Below are 14,873 nucleotides of genomic sequence, written 5' to 3' on the forward strand. Positions count from 1 at the left end.
TCCTATTCATCGTCCCAAACATGGGAATCTTTAATTTGCTTCAAGGTTTCTTCAATATCATCGGTCAAAATCGTGACATGGCCCATCTTCCGGTTATGCCGAATCTCAGCCTTGCCATAGTCATGAAAATGCCATTGCGGATATTCATGAATCAAACGGCGCGTGCCAGCTACGTGTTGGCCTAAAACGTTGACCATTACGACTGGACTCAGCAGCTTAATCTTAGGCAGCGGCCAGTTGCAGATCGCGCGATTGTGAACCGCAAACTGTGAAAAGTTGCAGGCTTCAATCGTGTAGTGACCAGAATTATGTGGTCGTGGTGCCAGTTCGTTGACATAGAGCTGTCCATCGGCACCGACAAACATCTCAACACCCAAGATGCCTTTTAGATCAATGGCCGTGGCAATCTTTTCGGCCATCCGCTGAGCGCGCTGCTGCCATTCAACCGGCATGCGGGCCGGCACGATACTCAAGTGCAGAATTTCATGAGCATGAATGTTTTCACTGACTGGAAAGACGGTAATATCACCATCCGTATTGCGCGCTACCATGACTGAACATTCCATCTTAAATGGTACCCAGCCTTCCAGAATGTCATCGCCATACTGCAGCACTTCTTCAGTAATCGGGTCATTCAGGTCTTGCGCACTCTTTAAAACCATTTGGCCATGACCATCATACCCGCCTTCGCAAGTCTTTAAGACACATGGATAGCCAAGTTTTGCTACGGCCGCGTTCAGATCAGCACGATTCTTGACCGCCGCGAATGGTGCCGTCTGCAGGCCTGCGTCGCGCAAAAACGTCTTTTCGCGAATCCGATTCTTGGTCGTGTATAAGAGATTGGTTCCCTGAGGAATGGCAACTTGATCAGCAACGTCTCTTAAGGCCTGCAGATCAACGTTTTCAAACTCATAGGTCAAAACGTCAGCTCGCCGTGCCAGTTCTTTGATTGCCGTCACGTCAGCATAAGGCGCCACAATTTGATCATCAGCAGCCTGGGCGGCAGGACATTGTGGCGTCGGATCCAAAATAATAACCTTCATCCCGGCTGCCTTAGCAGAAAAAGCCATCATCTGACCCAGCTGACCACCGCCAATAATCCCGATCGTCTTGCCTTGCTCAATATAGGCTTCTGGATGCTTAGTCAAGTTCGGCATTGCTGGCCACCGCCTTGTCATGCATTTCTTTACGGAAAGCCACAATCTTGTCTTGCAGGGCTTGGTCATTGATGCCTAAAATCTGAATGGCCAATAAGGCAGCGTTCTTAGCCCCAGCATTACCGATTGCCGTAGTGGCGACCGGAATTCCCGCTGGCATCTGCACGATGGAAAGCAGCGAGTCCATGCCGCCTAACGCCTTAGTCTGCCCCGGAATCCCAATCACCGGCAATGGCGTGTTGGCAGCAATCATCCCTGGCAGATGAGCGGCCCCGCCTGCACAGGCAATAATAACCTTAACGCCATTTTCTGCCGCGTGCTGGGCAAAATCGAACATTTCATTTGGCATCCGGTGCGCTGAGATAACCTGCTTATCGTACTTGACGCCAAACTGATCCAAAATATCACATGCTTGCTTAACTGTTGGCCAATCGGACTTACTGCCCATGACCACGCTGATTTCACTGCTCACAATGGCACCTCCTAAAAACTGTCTCTAGCATAGCAAAACTTTTCAGCAAAAACAAGATTTTTCACGAACCGGAATAAATAAGATAATTATAATGTTCGTCTTTAATACAATAGCTCCAACACAAAAAAGAGCGCCTGCCGCGCCCTTTTCTTTAGTGATCTTAGAATAAACCAGTAATGTTGCCTTCACCGTCAATGTGCATGTTAACGGCAGCTGGCTTCTTACCCAGACCAGGCATCGTCATCACGCTGCCGGACAGAGCTACGACAAAGCCCGCGCCCAGCTTAGGAACGAATTCACGAATATGGAACGTAAAGTCGGTTGGCGCACCCAGTTCCGTTTGATCATCGGTAAATGAGTACTGCGTCTTGGCAATGCAGACCGGCATGTTTTCCCAGCCCATTTCATGGAACTTCTTGAGCTGCTTTTGAGCCTTCTTGGAGAATTCAACATCCTTGGCGCCATAGATGGTCTTGGCAATCGTATTGACCTTGTCTTCAATCGAGTCGCCTTCAACATCGTAAAGTTCATGGAAATCGCTTGGCTGATCAGCCAGTTTGACAACTTCCTTAGCCAGGTCAACCGTACCTTCACCGCCTTTAGCCCAGGCATCGGCCAGAACCACGTTGACTCCTAGTTCATGACAGTTGTCTTCAATCGTCTTAATTTCGGCTTCAGTGTCAAAAGTAAAGTGGTTGATGGCAACAACGACAGGCAGGCCATAGCGCTGCATGTTCTTAATGTGACGGTTCAAGTTGGCCAGGCCCTTCTTAAGCGCTGGCAGCTGTTCTTCCTTAAGATCGGCAAGTGCCGCACCACCATTGTATTCCAGTGCCCGTACCGTAGCCACGATTACCAGCGCGTCTGGCGTCTTGCCCAACACTGGCCGCTTGATGTCCAGGAACTTTTCAGCCCCCAGGTCAGCACCGAAGCCAGCTTCCGTAACCGTGTAGTCCGCCAGCTGCAGAGCCGTCTTGGTAGCCAGAACTGAGTTGCAGCCATGGGCGATGTTGGCAAATGGGCCCCCATGAACGATTGCCGGCGTGTGCGCCAACGTTTGAACCAGGTTTGGCTTCAAAGCATCCTTAAGCAGAATCGTAATGGCATCGCTAAAGCCCAGTTCACCAACCGTAACTGGCTTTTGGTCATAGGTGTAGCCAACTACGATCTTGGAAATCCGCCGCTTCAAATCAGCCAGGTCCTTAGACAGACAAAGGATCGCCATCAGTTCGGAAGCCGCCGTAATGTCAAAACCGGTTTCACGCGGTACCCCCTGCATAATGCCGCCCAAACCAGTAACCACGTGTCGCAGCACCCGGTCGTTTACGTCAGCCACGCGCTTCCAGATAATGCGGCGTGGGTCCAGATTCAGTTCATTGTCCCGCATGATGTAGTTGTCGATCAGAGCAGCCAGCGTGTTGTTGGCGCTGGTCAAAGCATGCAGGTCCCCCGTAAAGTGCAGGTTGATGTCTTCCATTGGTACGACTTGGCTGTAGCCACCACCAGTTGCACCACCCTTGATGCCAAAAACAGGTCCCATGGATGGTTCACGCATTGCAATTACGGTTTGGTGACCAAGCAGGTTCAAAGCATCACCAAGGCCAACCAGAACCGTTGACTTACCTTCACCAGCCGGCGTTGGGTTGATTGAGGTAACCAGAATCAGTTTGTGCTTCTTGTCTGGTGCTTCCTTGACTGGCAGATCAATCTTAGCCTTGTACTTGCCGTATGGTTCAATTTCATCAGTACTTAAACCTAATTTTTCAGCAATCTTAGTAATAGGCTCCATTTCAGCAGCATTGGCAATTTCTAGATCAGTCATAGATGCGGTTCCTCCATTTCGTAAAAGCGAACATTATAGCTTATATCAAGTTAAATAGGCTTTAATTTAAGTACATTCATAACAACAACGGCTTTATTATGAAGTGTAAACCGTAAATTGTCAATATTATAAAAAAAGCTCCATCCTATTTGAATGGAACTTTTCTACTATTATATACCCATTATTAAAGCGCTTTTAAGCCGATTCGCCAAGATAGGCTCGTTTAACCTTTGGATCATTCAAAAGCGTCTGTCCGCTGCCGCTCAGCTGAATTTCTCCCGAGGCAATCACGTAGCCTCGATCAGCAATCGAAAGAGCCTGATGCGCGTTCTGCTCGATCAAAAGAATCGTGGTCCCTTGCGCGTTGATTTTTTGAATGATGTCGAAAACTTTCTGAATATAAATCGGTGCCAATCCCATGGATGGTTCATCCAAAAGCAGCAGCTCTGGGTTAGCCATCATTGCTCGCGCCATTACCAACATCTGCTGCTCACCACCGGAAAGGGTCGCCGCGTCTTGGTGCTGGCGCTCTTTTAAAATCGGAAACATTTCAAAGATTTCCTGCAGGTGTTGATCAATCTGGTCGCGATTCTTTTGCAGATATGAACCCAACTGCAGATTCTCCATCACGGTCATGGCTGGAAAGACGTGCCGCCCTTCTGGAACCTGAGAGATTCCCGCGGCCACGATTTGCGGCGCCTTTTTTCCAATCAGTGATTCATTTTGATATTCAATGGAGCCCGACTGCGGCTTAACAATTCCCGAAATCGTCTTAAGAATCGTTGATTTACCCGCGCCATTCGCTCCAATTAAGGTCACGATCTCACCTTTTTTAACTTCAAAATCAACGTGACGGACCGCTTGAATCGCACCATAGCTGATACTTAAGTCCTTAACCTGCAGCATTGGCATCACCTCCCAAATATGCTTTGACAACGGCTGGATTCTGACTCACTTCTTTTGGCGTGCCACTGGCCAAAACCTCGCCTTGATCTAAAACATAAATCCGTTCAGCCAGGCTCATCACCAATGACATATCATGTTCGATTAAAAGAACGGCCAGATTGTTCTCATCACGCAGCTGCCGAATCATCGTTGTCAGCTCCGCAGTTTCTTCAGGGTTCATCCCCGCGGCCGGCTCATCCAAAAAGATAATCTTCGGCTTGGTTGCCAAGGCCCGCACGATTTCAACGCGTCGCTGCATCCCGTATGGCAGCTTGTTGGCTGGACTGTCAGCAACCGCCGTCAAATGATAGCGGTCAATCAGCTTCTGAGCCGCGTCATTCATCTCGCGTTCAGTGCGGTAGTAGTGCGGCGTTCGAATAATCGTACCCCAAAAACTTTCCTTAAACTGATTGTTCAGCGCCGCCATGATGTTTTCCCGCACCGTCATGTCGCCAAACAGCCGAATGTTTTGAAACGTCCGTGAGATACCATGCTGCGCAACACTGGTAGCACCCTTGCCGCTGACCTTATAGAAGCGACCATCATGACGGATGGCAATCGTGCCGCTGGTGGCTGGCAAAAGACCGCTCAACATGTTGAACAAAGTCGTCTTGCCAGCACCATTGGGACCGATTAAAGCGACCAACTCATTATCATAGATCGTCATCGAAACGTCATTGACCGCTGTCAGTCCACCAAACTGCCGCGTAACGTTGCGAACGGTTAATAATTTCTCTGCCATAGTTGCTCCTTTCTATGATTCAGCGGCAGCCTGCTTTTTGGCCGTACGTTTCGCCAGCCATTTGCCAATTGAAAACTCGCGCCGGCCCATCAAACCACTTGGCTTAGCAATCATAATGACAATCAGCATGACCGCGTAGATAACCATCCGCAGCGAGCCGAAGTTTTGCAGAACCGTGTCGATTGCGCCTAAGACGACGGCAGCAATTACGGATCCAGTAATGCTGCCAATGCCGCCTAAAACCACGATAATCAGAATCGAAACCGACTCCATGATGTTGAAGTTGCTTGGGGCAATACTCTGCAAGTAGGAAGCATAGAGTGAGCCGCCTACAGCTGCCAGTGACGCGCCCATTACAAAGGCCATTAATTTGTACTTAGTTGCGTTGATGCCCATGGCCGTGGCCGCCAGCTCGTCATTGCGAACAGCGCGAATCGCCCGGCCCGTCTTGCTGTGAACAAAATTGGCAACGATAATAATCGTCAGACACATCATAATGTAAACGAGCGGCCAAGTGGCAAGCTGGGGAATGTTAAAGAGCCCAGCCGGTCCATTGGTGATCTTTAAGTTATTAGCAGTCAGCCGAATGATTTCAGCCGCTCCCATCGTTGCAATCGCTAAATAGTCACCTTTAAGCCGCAAGGTTGGAACCCCAACGATCAGAGCAATCACAATCGTAATCACAATGCCGGTAATCATGGAAAAGATCAGTCCTGCAAATGTTGATTCAGTTTGCGTCATAATTCCCGTTGCATAGGCGCCAATTGCCATAAAGCCGGCATGACCCAGCGAAAACTGACCAGAAAAGCCCACGATCAGGTTCAGACTGACGGCCAGGATGATGTTGATGCCCATCATGACCAACATGTTCTCGATAAACGTATCAACCACGCCAGTCATTTCACCAGCATAGATAATGCCATATCCGGCTGCCATGCAGACGAACCAGATGGCAATGGTCTGCCAACGTATTTTCATCTTCGCGCCTCCCTAAACCTTTTCTGGCTGCTTGTTGCCAAACAGACCTGCTGGCAAGAACAGCAACACGATAATTAAAACAACATAGACGGCTGCATCCTTGAAAGCTGAGAAGCCAATCGCCTGCATCAGTGATTCCAGACAGCCAATAATCACGGCCCCGACTGCCGCCCCTGGAATGGAGCCGACACCGCCAACGACTGCGGCGACAAAGGCTTTGATCCCTGGCGTCAGCCCCATCGTTGGTTCAATCGAGTTGTAGTACAGACCAATCAAAACGCCGGCCGCGCCAGCCATAGCCGAGCCAATTGCAAAGACAAATGAAATCGTACCGTTGATATTGATCCCCATCAGTTCAGCTGCCACGGGATCAGCCGCGGCCGCCCGCATTGCCCGTCCCATCTTGGTTTTCTTAACGATCAACTGCAAAATAATCATCAAAATAATCGTGGTTGCAAAGATCAACAACTGGATATTGGTTACCCGAATGCCGAACCATTCATAGTTAACCTGTTTGATCACCTGGGGAAAGTCACGAGTGTCGCCAGAGAACAGGACCGACATGCCGTTTTCCAAAAAGTAAGACACCCCAATCGCCGTAATCAAAACGGCAATCCGTGATGAATGACGCAGCGGCCGATATGCGACAAACTCGATCAGCATGCCCACCAGAGCGCAGAAGATCATTGAGCCGAACAGCGCCATGATAAAGTTGAAATGCCAAACGTTGATCGTATAGTAGCCGAAGAACGCCCCCAGCATATAGACGTCACCATGCGCGAAGTGAATAATCTTGATAATCCCATAGATCATCGTATATCCCAAAGCCAACAGCGCGTAGATGCTGCCGAGCGAGAGACCGTTGATCAGTTGCTGCATAAAGATTTGCACGGTTGGTGCCCCCTTTCTTTAATTACTTAACAGTGTAGCCGGCGACAACCTTGCCATTGGTCATTTGTTCAACCGACATCTTCATTTGTGGGTCGTGGTGCTTGTTAACTGAAATCGTACCAGTAACTCCCTTCATGTTCTTAGTCTTAGCCAAGGCTTCCGTAATCTTGTTGGAATTGGTTGAGTTGGCCTTCTTGATGGCATTGGCAACCATCATCGTCGCGTCGTAGCCCAATGCAGAGTAGGTTGGTGCGGTTTGACCGTACTTAGCCTTGTATTCCTTCATAAACTTACGAGCTTCGGCATTGTTCTTAGCAGTAATCGTGGAGAATGGCGTCGTGTAGTAAACGTTGGTTGCGTTTGAAGCACCGGCAATCTTGGCAAGCTTTGGATCTGCCATTCCACCAGAACCAATGATTGGGGCATTAATTCCGGCTTCACGAGCCTGCTTAATAATTACACCGACTTCAGAGTAGTAGCCCGGAACGTAGATGGCATCGATCTTCTTGTTCTTGATAGCCGTGATCAAAGAGCTAAAGTCCTTGTCGCCTTCTTGGAAATACTGCGTTGAAACGATCGTACCCTTAAAGTTCTTCTTAAATGCTTTGGCAAGTCCCGTCCCGTAGTCACTGGAGTTATCAGCCAAGATAGCTACGCGCTTAGCCTTCAGATGCGTGTTGGCGAAGTTGGCAGCCACTTGACCTTGGTAGTTGTTTTGTGCCTGGGCCCGGAAGACGTACTTTTGAACGCCACCCTTCTTAGTCCGCGTAAAGCTAGGATCAGCCGCGGTTGGTGAAACCAGTGGCACCTGCGCCTTAGTCTGGTTTGGAATAGCTGCCGTAGCCGCGTTGGTCGTTGCGGGGCCGACCGTAGCAACAACCTTGTCCTTGGTGGTTAATTGTGAAGCAACCGAAGCCGCCGTTGAAGTTGAGGTCTTGTTGTCGCGCGTGATGATCTTGATCTTCATCTTCTTGCCGTTAATCTTAATACCGCCGTTTTTGTTGATGTCGTGAACGGCAAGCTTGATCCCGTTTTCTTCTTGTTGACCATAGCCAGCGGCCGCGCCAGACAGTTCCATGTTGACCCCAACCTTAATCGTATTGCCTGAAGCTGAGTTGCCTTTTTGCGAACCAGTTGCGGAACATCCTGCTGCCATCATGGTCATGGCTGCCATCATTATGGCAATCCCCGTTTTCTTATTTTTAATCTTCATAAGCCTGACTCCCCTTGTTTAATTTTTCTCATCATTCAATCAATCAAATATTTTGCTGACTGCATTTGATCAAAGAAAAAAGCCCTCATCCGCAATGGAATGAGGGCTTTTCTCAACCGGTATCGATCGGCCCTCATGCCAACAGAAAGAAGGGCTCAATCGCTGATCAGCAAAAATGCTTAATCACGCAACCGGGTCCTTGACCTGCAGTAGCAGTAGGGCGTTCAATTGAAGAGCCATGTTGTTGAATTGTACGAATAATTGCTTTTTCATGATCCATGGCTCCTTTCTTTTGCCGTAGTAAATATTTGATGTGTCTTAGTCTACGAGTTGATCATTAGAAAGTCAACACGTTTTTTAATTCGTTTTTAATTTTGTCTTAATCAACAATTTAAAACGATTGCTTTTGAATGAGAATGACAATCCACAACTATCTCGCATTGCCCAACGCCGCCCTTCTCATATTGCCCACAATTTGCATAGATACGGATAATTTGCTCAAACAGCCGTAGTCGCTTGAGCAGTGATCATCTAATTACCAATTGGATAATTAAAAACCAGCACCGATTTCCATCAATCCTGGTCTTTAAAGCTATTCACTTTGTTTTTTGTCACCAATTGACTTTACGCCCATAATATCAAGCAGGAAAGTAAAGATCGGCACGCCAACGATCAAGCCCCAGGTACCAAACAGCTTTTCACTGACCATCAGCACTACGAACGTATAAAAGATCGGCAGTTCCGTGCGACTGGACATAAACTTGGGATTCAAGACGTACGACTCCAACGCATGAATTGCAATAATCATAATGATAATGTAGATCACATCGCGAATGCCGCCGACCGAATAACCAACCATGCTCAGCGGAATCAGTGAAATGATCACCCCAGCAACCGGCACCAGACTGAAAACAAAGACCATCAAAGCCAACGCCAGAATCTGCGGCATATGCATAAACATCAGACAGATCGTCGTCAGCGCCGTATTGCAGAGCGCGATGAAGAACTGGGCCTCTAAGACCACGCCGAACGTATTGACGAACTTCTTGCCAAAAAAGTAGATATCCTCAAACAGCCAGCTGAACAGCTCACTAGTCAAAAACAGTCGGCTGAACGAATACATCTGCCTGAGCTCAATCGTATAAAAGAAACTCAGAATAAAAGACATCAAGAACGTCACTGCCATCTTCGTCAAACTGGTCAAGGTCGAAAAGGCCAGGTTGATGCCATGCTTGATCTGAGCCGTTACGGTTTTGGCACTAATGTAGTGATTGAGCTGTTTGATCAGCCAAGAACCGTCCTGTGACTGATAGAATTTCAAGACTGAATTAACCATCTTGATAATCTGCGTAATCAGCAGTGGCAGGTATTTGGTCACCGCAAAATAAACCGCCGCGATCAAAACGGCATAGGTTACCAAGACTACCAGCAACGAGGGCAGTTTGGGAAGCCAGCGCTGCACGAAACGAACCCAATGCACTACAATGTATGTAAAGATAAACGTCAGCAGGATCGCGCTCAGCATTCCCCGCACCAAATAGAGCACCCAGATCAACAGCGCCAACACCGCAAACCGCCTTAATGGTACGTTATCGATGAATCGATGCCATGCATTGACCATCCAATCCCTCCTATTTTTAGACAATTTAGCCTAAGTATAGCATGCAATGATGCAAATTCCGCCTAATTTTACTGCCTGGTGTATAATAACCTGCATACGGATTGGAAAGAAGGAAAAGCACATGTTGGAAAAGACATTTTATAAAGTCTTGCTGAGCCGCTCATTTACCATCCCAGTCAAAATCGTATTCTGGGATGGCTCCTCAGTCGTTTACGGCAATGGCGAGCCGCAAGCAACAATTCGGTTCAACGAGAAGATCCCAGTGCGCGACCTGACCAAAAACGCTTCAATCGCTTTAGGCGAGGCCTTCATGGATAAGAAAATCGAAATTGACGGCAGCATTCAAAAAGTCATTGAATCGGCCTACGAAAGCAAAGACAGCTTTATGCGCAGCAGCAAGTTCCGCCATATGATGCCCAAACAGAGTCATGGTGAAAAGGAAAGCGCCAGTGACGTCCAAAGCCATTATGACGTCGGCAACGATTTTTATAAGCTGTGGCTGGATGACACGCTGACCTATTCATGTGCCTACTTTACCAATGGCAACCACGATGACCTGACAGCTGCTCAAATGGCCAAGGTGCACCACATCATCAACAAGCTCCATCCACAACCAGGCAAGACGCTGCTCGACATCGGCTGCGGCTGGGGCACCTTGATGCTGACGGCCGCGCGCGAATACGGGCTGAAGGTTACCGGCGTTACGCTGAGCAAAGAACAGTATCGTCTGGTCCAAAATAAGATTGAAGAAGAGCACCTGCAGGACGTCGCCGAGGTCTTATTGATGGACTACCGCGAATTAGGCGATCGAAAATGGGACTATATTGTTTCCGTGGGAATGTTTGAACACGTCGGTAAAGAAAACCTGGGTCTATACTTTAAAGATATCGCTCGCTATTTGACCAATAATGGCGTGGCTCTGATTCACGGGATTACGCGTCAACAAGGCGGCGCCTACAACGGTTGGATCAATAAGTACATCTTCCCTGGTGGTTATGTGCCGGGCTTGCAGGAAATGGTTGGCCACATCATTGAAAATAATCTGCAGATTGCCGACATTGAAATGCTGCGCCGCCACTATCAGCGAACGCTTGAAATCTGGGACATGAACTTCAATGCCCATCGCGCTCACATTCAAGATATGATGGGCGAACGGTTTACACGCATGTGGGATCTGTACTTGCAGGCGTGCGCGGCCTCATTTGAATCGGGCAACATCGACGTCATGCAATTCTTGATTACCAAGGGTGCATCCGGCAAGAACCTGCCAATGACCCGCGATTACATGAGCAATCAGCAATAAATAAAAAGATCCGTCACGTTTTCAGTATGGCGGATCTTTTTATTTTGAAGATAAAGCTAGCGATAAATCTAATGTCAATGCTAGTCGCAATGGCCACCAAGTCAGGCAACGCCGGCAACGCGTTTTAGCTCCGTCAATGCTAGCGGAAATTCCGTAAAGCCATCACTGGTTAAGAAATGCCCACCATCTGGACGTACGATCAATTTGGCACCCAATCGATTGGCCATGGCTACACCAAACTGATATGGCGCAATGGGATCGTTTTGCGCTGTGATCACGGTCGCACGGCTGATCTTGGGCCGCACTTGGCGATAGTCAACCCCGCCCTGCATGAATTCATCTAAACCCGCGTAGTCTGGCAGCGGCTGATCAAACGCCCCTACCAAAAGCAGGCCCACGTTCTTAACGTTATGCCGCGCCAGCCAGCGTACTGCCGTTATGCAGCCCAGACTATGCGCTACCAGCGTAATGCCATCTTCAGCTTTGATTTGATCATCAACCGCTTGATTCCACGCTGCCGGTTGCGGGGCAAACGGATCGGGCAGCCAGAGTCGATCCAGCTCAATTTCCGGTCGTGCCGCTTTTTCTAGCCATGGGAACCAGTCATCATCGCGGGTGGAGGTCCCATGAATCAAATATGCTTTTTTCATCAAATTGCTCCCCTCGTTTTATCAATACTTGGCTTAATTATAAGATGAATCGCCCCAGCTAGCTTAACGCAAAATGAAAAAGCGCCATTTTCAGCCGGCGCGGACAGTTCCGACGCAAGGCAGCCCATGATGATTGGCCTCAGAACCCAGCCATCATACGCTTGAAAATGACGCTTCAATTATTTGCAAATATTTTAAATCACCAAAGAAATCAGCCATACCGCGGCCAACCCGCCGATTACCGAAACGGCCATGGATCGCGTAAAGTAGGCCACGATCATTACGATAACGGCTGCCAGGATCTGACTGACATGACCAAATGGCACAAAGGTGTAGGTCTTACTCATAAAGATCGACTTAACAACCAATGCCGTAAACAGACTGACCGGCACGTACTTCATCCATTCGTTAAACCAGAGCGGAATCTTCCGGTTGGTAAAGAAACGCATTGGGAAGTAGCGCGGGATAAATGCCGCGAAGGCCGCGATCACGATGACGATCAAATGATAGGTCAGGTTGTGATGACTGGGCACCAATGATAGTACCGGCATACCAGTTAATAAATCACTCATGTCTATTTATCTCCACTCGATTTCTTGCTCTCCTGCTTGACTGCTGCCGAATCACTGGCTGCCTCATCGGTTTTGGCATCATTTTGCAGTTTTTCTTGCAACTCGGCTTTCAGCTCGGCCTCAACCTCAGCTTCTCGGTCCTTTTCTTGGCGGTCGCTGATCGTATCACGCGATGAAGCCGGTCGGAACAGTTTGCGCATGATCCAGGCATCATCGGGATGATCAGAACGTTGGCGAACCGTATTTTCGATCATGAAACCAATAAACGAAGCAATCAAAGTCGCGATGATGATTCCCAGCGTGCTCTTGGTCAGACTCAAGAAGATGACTGCCAGTACCGCGGAAACCAGACTGATCAACAATGACAGGTGATTGCGCACCTGCATCACGATCATGTATAAGAACAGCGCCGTCAAGGCAAAGTCAACGATTTCCAGATCGATGTGCACGGCACTACCGATCAGACCGCCGACCATATTGCCCCCTGCCCATGATAAAAGCGAGTAATGCTCAACCATTAAGGCATCTTTTGGCGTCCAGTTTTTGTCGGTCGCGAATTTCAGATAGTTGACGGCATAGTTTTCATCGTTCATCGAAACAGAAAACAGCCAGACGAAGCGCTGCGACTCGTTTTGCATATACTTGGAAAGACTTGATCCCAGCAATGCATAGCGAAGTTCCAAGAAAAACAGCGTCATAAAGATTGAGGAGATGGGTGCATCAAGCATCAACAGTGAAGCCAAGATGAATTGAGCCCCACCGGAGAAAACCATCACCGAAACAAGAAACGTCAGCAGGAAGTTCATCCCCGCGGCGTGTAACAAAATCCCACAGGCAACGCCAATTGGCACGTAACTCAGGCAAAGCGGCATCGAAACGCCTAAGACCTGCAGCCATCTGGCACCTTCTGGATTGATTTGCTGTGCTTTAGCCAAAAAGTATATCCCCCAGCATTTAATTTAATTGTTTTTCATCTTTTATCTCGTATTCCTTTGAACACGATGCAATTCCAGTCTAACATATTTAAATTTTAAAGAATACCAGAATAGCCCGATTTAGTTCGGTTTTTGCTGATCGTTAAGCAAGGGCAAGCTGCCAGCACGAACTGTTCATATGCAGCATTATCATGATCAGCCCATGCATACAATGCTGCCGACTCAAAAAATGCAGCACCGGCAGCCCGATCCTGCATTGATTTATGGCACCAAATTCGCTGGGCGCCAGTCAGTTAATTTCAGCTGACCGGAGCCATGGCCGATCTTAGCTGACTCAGCTATCAATAATCACTCAACTGCCGGCATTTTACAGCCAGTAGTCACAATGCTATTCGGCTGGCTGCGCTTTGGCAGAGTCCCCATTGACCGCTGCTTCTGATGGCGCGGTTTGACTGGCTGGCAGCACCACGGTAAAGGCGGTTTCCTTTTCATCAGAGGCTACCGAGACCTGACCATGGTGCCGGTCCACGACACCCTTGACGATTGCCAGGCCCAGCCCTGTCCCGCCAGTCGCTTTAGAGCGCGATGACTCAACACGGTAGAACCGGTCAAAGACGTGCTTCAGCGACTTTTGCGGAATCGGCTCCCCGTTGTTGGCAACCTTCACGATGATCATGTCATGGTAGCGCGCGGCCGAAAGTTTGATCCAGGTGGCCCCATGACCATACTTCAAGGCGTTTGCCACCAGATTGCTGAAGACCCGCCCCAGTTTTTCCGGATCAGCTTCAATCATTAACGGTTTAGGATCAACGTGCGTGGAAATCTCAATTCCTTTTTTTTCGGCTTCCAGCTCAAAACTGGCACTGACCTGTTCCAACAGCGGATCCAGATCGACTTTCATAAAATTAAGTGGAGCGCCATGCTGCTGTACCTTGGTAAATTCAAACAGATCATCGACCATCCCCTTCATCTGCACGGCTTTTTCGTAGGCGATGTGGTTGTATTGCAAAATGTCTTGCTCACTGTGATACTGTTTGTTTTCGATTAAACCCAGGTAGCCAATAATGCTGGTCAGCGGCGTGCGCAGGTCGTGGCTGACGTTGGTGATCAGCTCATCTTTGGACTTTTCTACCTGCCGCTCATCGTCCATTGACTGAACGACGCTGTCAACCAACGTATTAACGCTGGTAATGACGTCCTGCAGCGAACCATTGAGCTTAAAGGGAATGCGGTGATCCAGATGTCCCTGCGCGATGTAATGCAGTTCTCTGATAATGTGGTCCATTTGGTACTGCCGATAGCGCCGCATCAAGCGCCACCAGAGAACCCAGACATCAATTACCAGCATGATGCCGATCACGATGCGCTGATAGCTCCAGATACGAATCTCCATCGGGCCAAACGCCAAGGATTGTTTAATGATGAAGATCCCGCTGTTGACGCCGGGATTATGCCGCACGATCCATTGCAGAATCACGATGATGGCCAGATTGATCATCGCTAGCAAAATCACCGTCGAGACGCCCTCAAAAAATAGCGAGCTCTTTTCACGCGTAGTTAACTTCAAACTTT

Annotated in this window: 14 protein-coding genes; 1 reads left to right on the top strand and 13 read right to left on the bottom strand. The window is 48.7% G+C overall.

The window, feature by feature from the left end; translation table 11 throughout:
* Nucleotides 1–2 precede the first annotated feature (2 nt).
* From purK to HF864_RS03870, 9 genes are all read right to left on the bottom strand, one after another.
* The gene (purK, locus tag HF864_RS03830; protein ID WP_205882275.1) at nucleotides 3–1,157 is read right to left on the bottom strand and encodes a 5-(carboxyamino)imidazole ribonucleotide synthase; all 1,155 of its coding nucleotides are present in this window, start codon (nucleotides 1,155–1,157) and stop codon (nucleotides 3–5) included.
* Nucleotides 1,141–1,605, bottom strand: a complete 465-nt coding sequence (gene purE, locus HF864_RS03835) for a 5-(carboxyamino)imidazole ribonucleotide mutase (RefSeq protein WP_034539052.1) — start codon at nucleotides 1,603–1,605, stop codon at nucleotides 1,141–1,143. The genes purK and purE overlap by 17 nt, the downstream gene beginning before the upstream one ends.
* A gap of 184 nt (nucleotides 1,606–1,789) precedes the next feature.
* A complete protein-coding gene (locus HF864_RS03840; RefSeq protein WP_169461779.1) occupies nucleotides 1,790–3,451 on the bottom strand; it encodes a formate--tetrahydrofolate ligase in 1,662 nt (553 codons plus the stop codon).
* Nucleotides 3,452–3,646: 195 nt separating this feature from the next.
* Nucleotides 3,647–4,363: an ABC transporter ATP-binding protein gene (locus HF864_RS03845; RefSeq protein ID WP_169461780.1), complete on the bottom strand. Its 717-nt coding sequence runs from the start codon at nucleotides 4,361–4,363 to the stop codon at nucleotides 3,647–3,649.
* Entirely contained in the window at nucleotides 4,344–5,138 is a 795-nt protein-coding gene (locus HF864_RS03850) for an ABC transporter ATP-binding protein (RefSeq protein WP_169461781.1), read from the bottom strand. Before HF864_RS03850 ends, HF864_RS03845 begins: the two co-directional genes overlap by 20 nt.
* Before the next feature lie 12 nt (nucleotides 5,139–5,150).
* Entirely contained in the window at nucleotides 5,151–6,074 is a 924-nt protein-coding gene (locus tag HF864_RS03855; protein ID WP_240936874.1) for a branched-chain amino acid ABC transporter permease, read from the bottom strand.
* 54 nt (nucleotides 6,075–6,128) lie between these two features.
* On the bottom strand, nucleotides 6,129–7,007 hold the full coding sequence (locus tag HF864_RS03860; protein WP_048345601.1) for a branched-chain amino acid ABC transporter permease: 879 nt from the start codon (nucleotides 7,005–7,007) through the stop codon (nucleotides 6,129–6,131).
* Nucleotides 7,008–7,029: 22 nt separating this feature from the next.
* Nucleotides 7,030–8,220 carry an ABC transporter substrate-binding protein gene (locus HF864_RS03865; RefSeq protein WP_169461783.1) on the bottom strand — a complete coding sequence of 397 codons (1,191 nt, stop codon included), beginning with the start codon at nucleotides 8,218–8,220 and terminating at the stop codon, nucleotides 7,030–7,032.
* 592 nt (nucleotides 8,221–8,812) lie between these two features.
* Nucleotides 8,813–9,841: an AI-2E family transporter gene (locus tag HF864_RS03870; RefSeq protein ID WP_169461784.1), complete on the bottom strand. Its 1,029-nt coding sequence runs from the start codon at nucleotides 9,839–9,841 to the stop codon at nucleotides 8,813–8,815.
* A 121-nt stretch (nucleotides 9,842–9,962) separates the two neighbouring features.
* Here HF864_RS03870 and HF864_RS03875 point away from each other — a divergent pair, with 121 nt between their 5' ends.
* The gene (locus HF864_RS03875) at nucleotides 9,963–11,144 is read left to right on the top strand and encodes a cyclopropane-fatty-acyl-phospholipid synthase family protein (protein ID WP_169461785.1); all 1,182 of its coding nucleotides are present in this window, start codon (nucleotides 9,963–9,965) and stop codon (nucleotides 11,142–11,144) included.
* A gap of 101 nt (nucleotides 11,145–11,245) precedes the next feature.
* Here HF864_RS03875 and HF864_RS03880 read toward each other — a convergent pair whose 3' ends face one another.
* The 4 genes from HF864_RS03880 to HF864_RS03895 all read right to left on the bottom strand — a co-directional run bounded on the left by HF864_RS03880 (nucleotide 11,246) and on the right by HF864_RS03895 (nucleotide 14,868).
* The gene (locus HF864_RS03880; protein WP_056968635.1) at nucleotides 11,246–11,794 is read right to left on the bottom strand and encodes an alpha/beta fold hydrolase; all 549 of its coding nucleotides are present in this window, start codon (nucleotides 11,792–11,794) and stop codon (nucleotides 11,246–11,248) included.
* A 194-nt stretch (nucleotides 11,795–11,988) separates the two neighbouring features.
* Nucleotides 11,989–12,345, bottom strand: a complete 357-nt coding sequence (locus HF864_RS03885) for an AzlD domain-containing protein (protein ID WP_169461856.1) — start codon at nucleotides 12,343–12,345, stop codon at nucleotides 11,989–11,991.
* Between the two features lie 23 nt (nucleotides 12,346–12,368).
* A complete protein-coding gene (locus tag HF864_RS03890) occupies nucleotides 12,369–13,301 on the bottom strand; it encodes an AzlC family ABC transporter permease (RefSeq protein WP_033934865.1) in 933 nt (310 codons plus the stop codon).
* A gap of 388 nt (nucleotides 13,302–13,689) precedes the next feature.
* On the bottom strand, nucleotides 13,690–14,868 hold the full coding sequence (locus tag HF864_RS03895) for a HAMP domain-containing sensor histidine kinase (RefSeq protein ID WP_169461786.1): 1,179 nt from the start codon (nucleotides 14,866–14,868) through the stop codon (nucleotides 13,690–13,692).
* Between the last annotated feature and the right edge of the window lie 5 nt (nucleotides 14,869–14,873).

It is taken from the genome of Lactobacillus sp. MRS-253-APC-2B, from assembly GCF_012843675.1.
GTDB classification, from domain to species: domain Bacteria; phylum Bacillota; class Bacilli; order Lactobacillales; family Lactobacillaceae; genus Limosilactobacillus; species Limosilactobacillus pulli.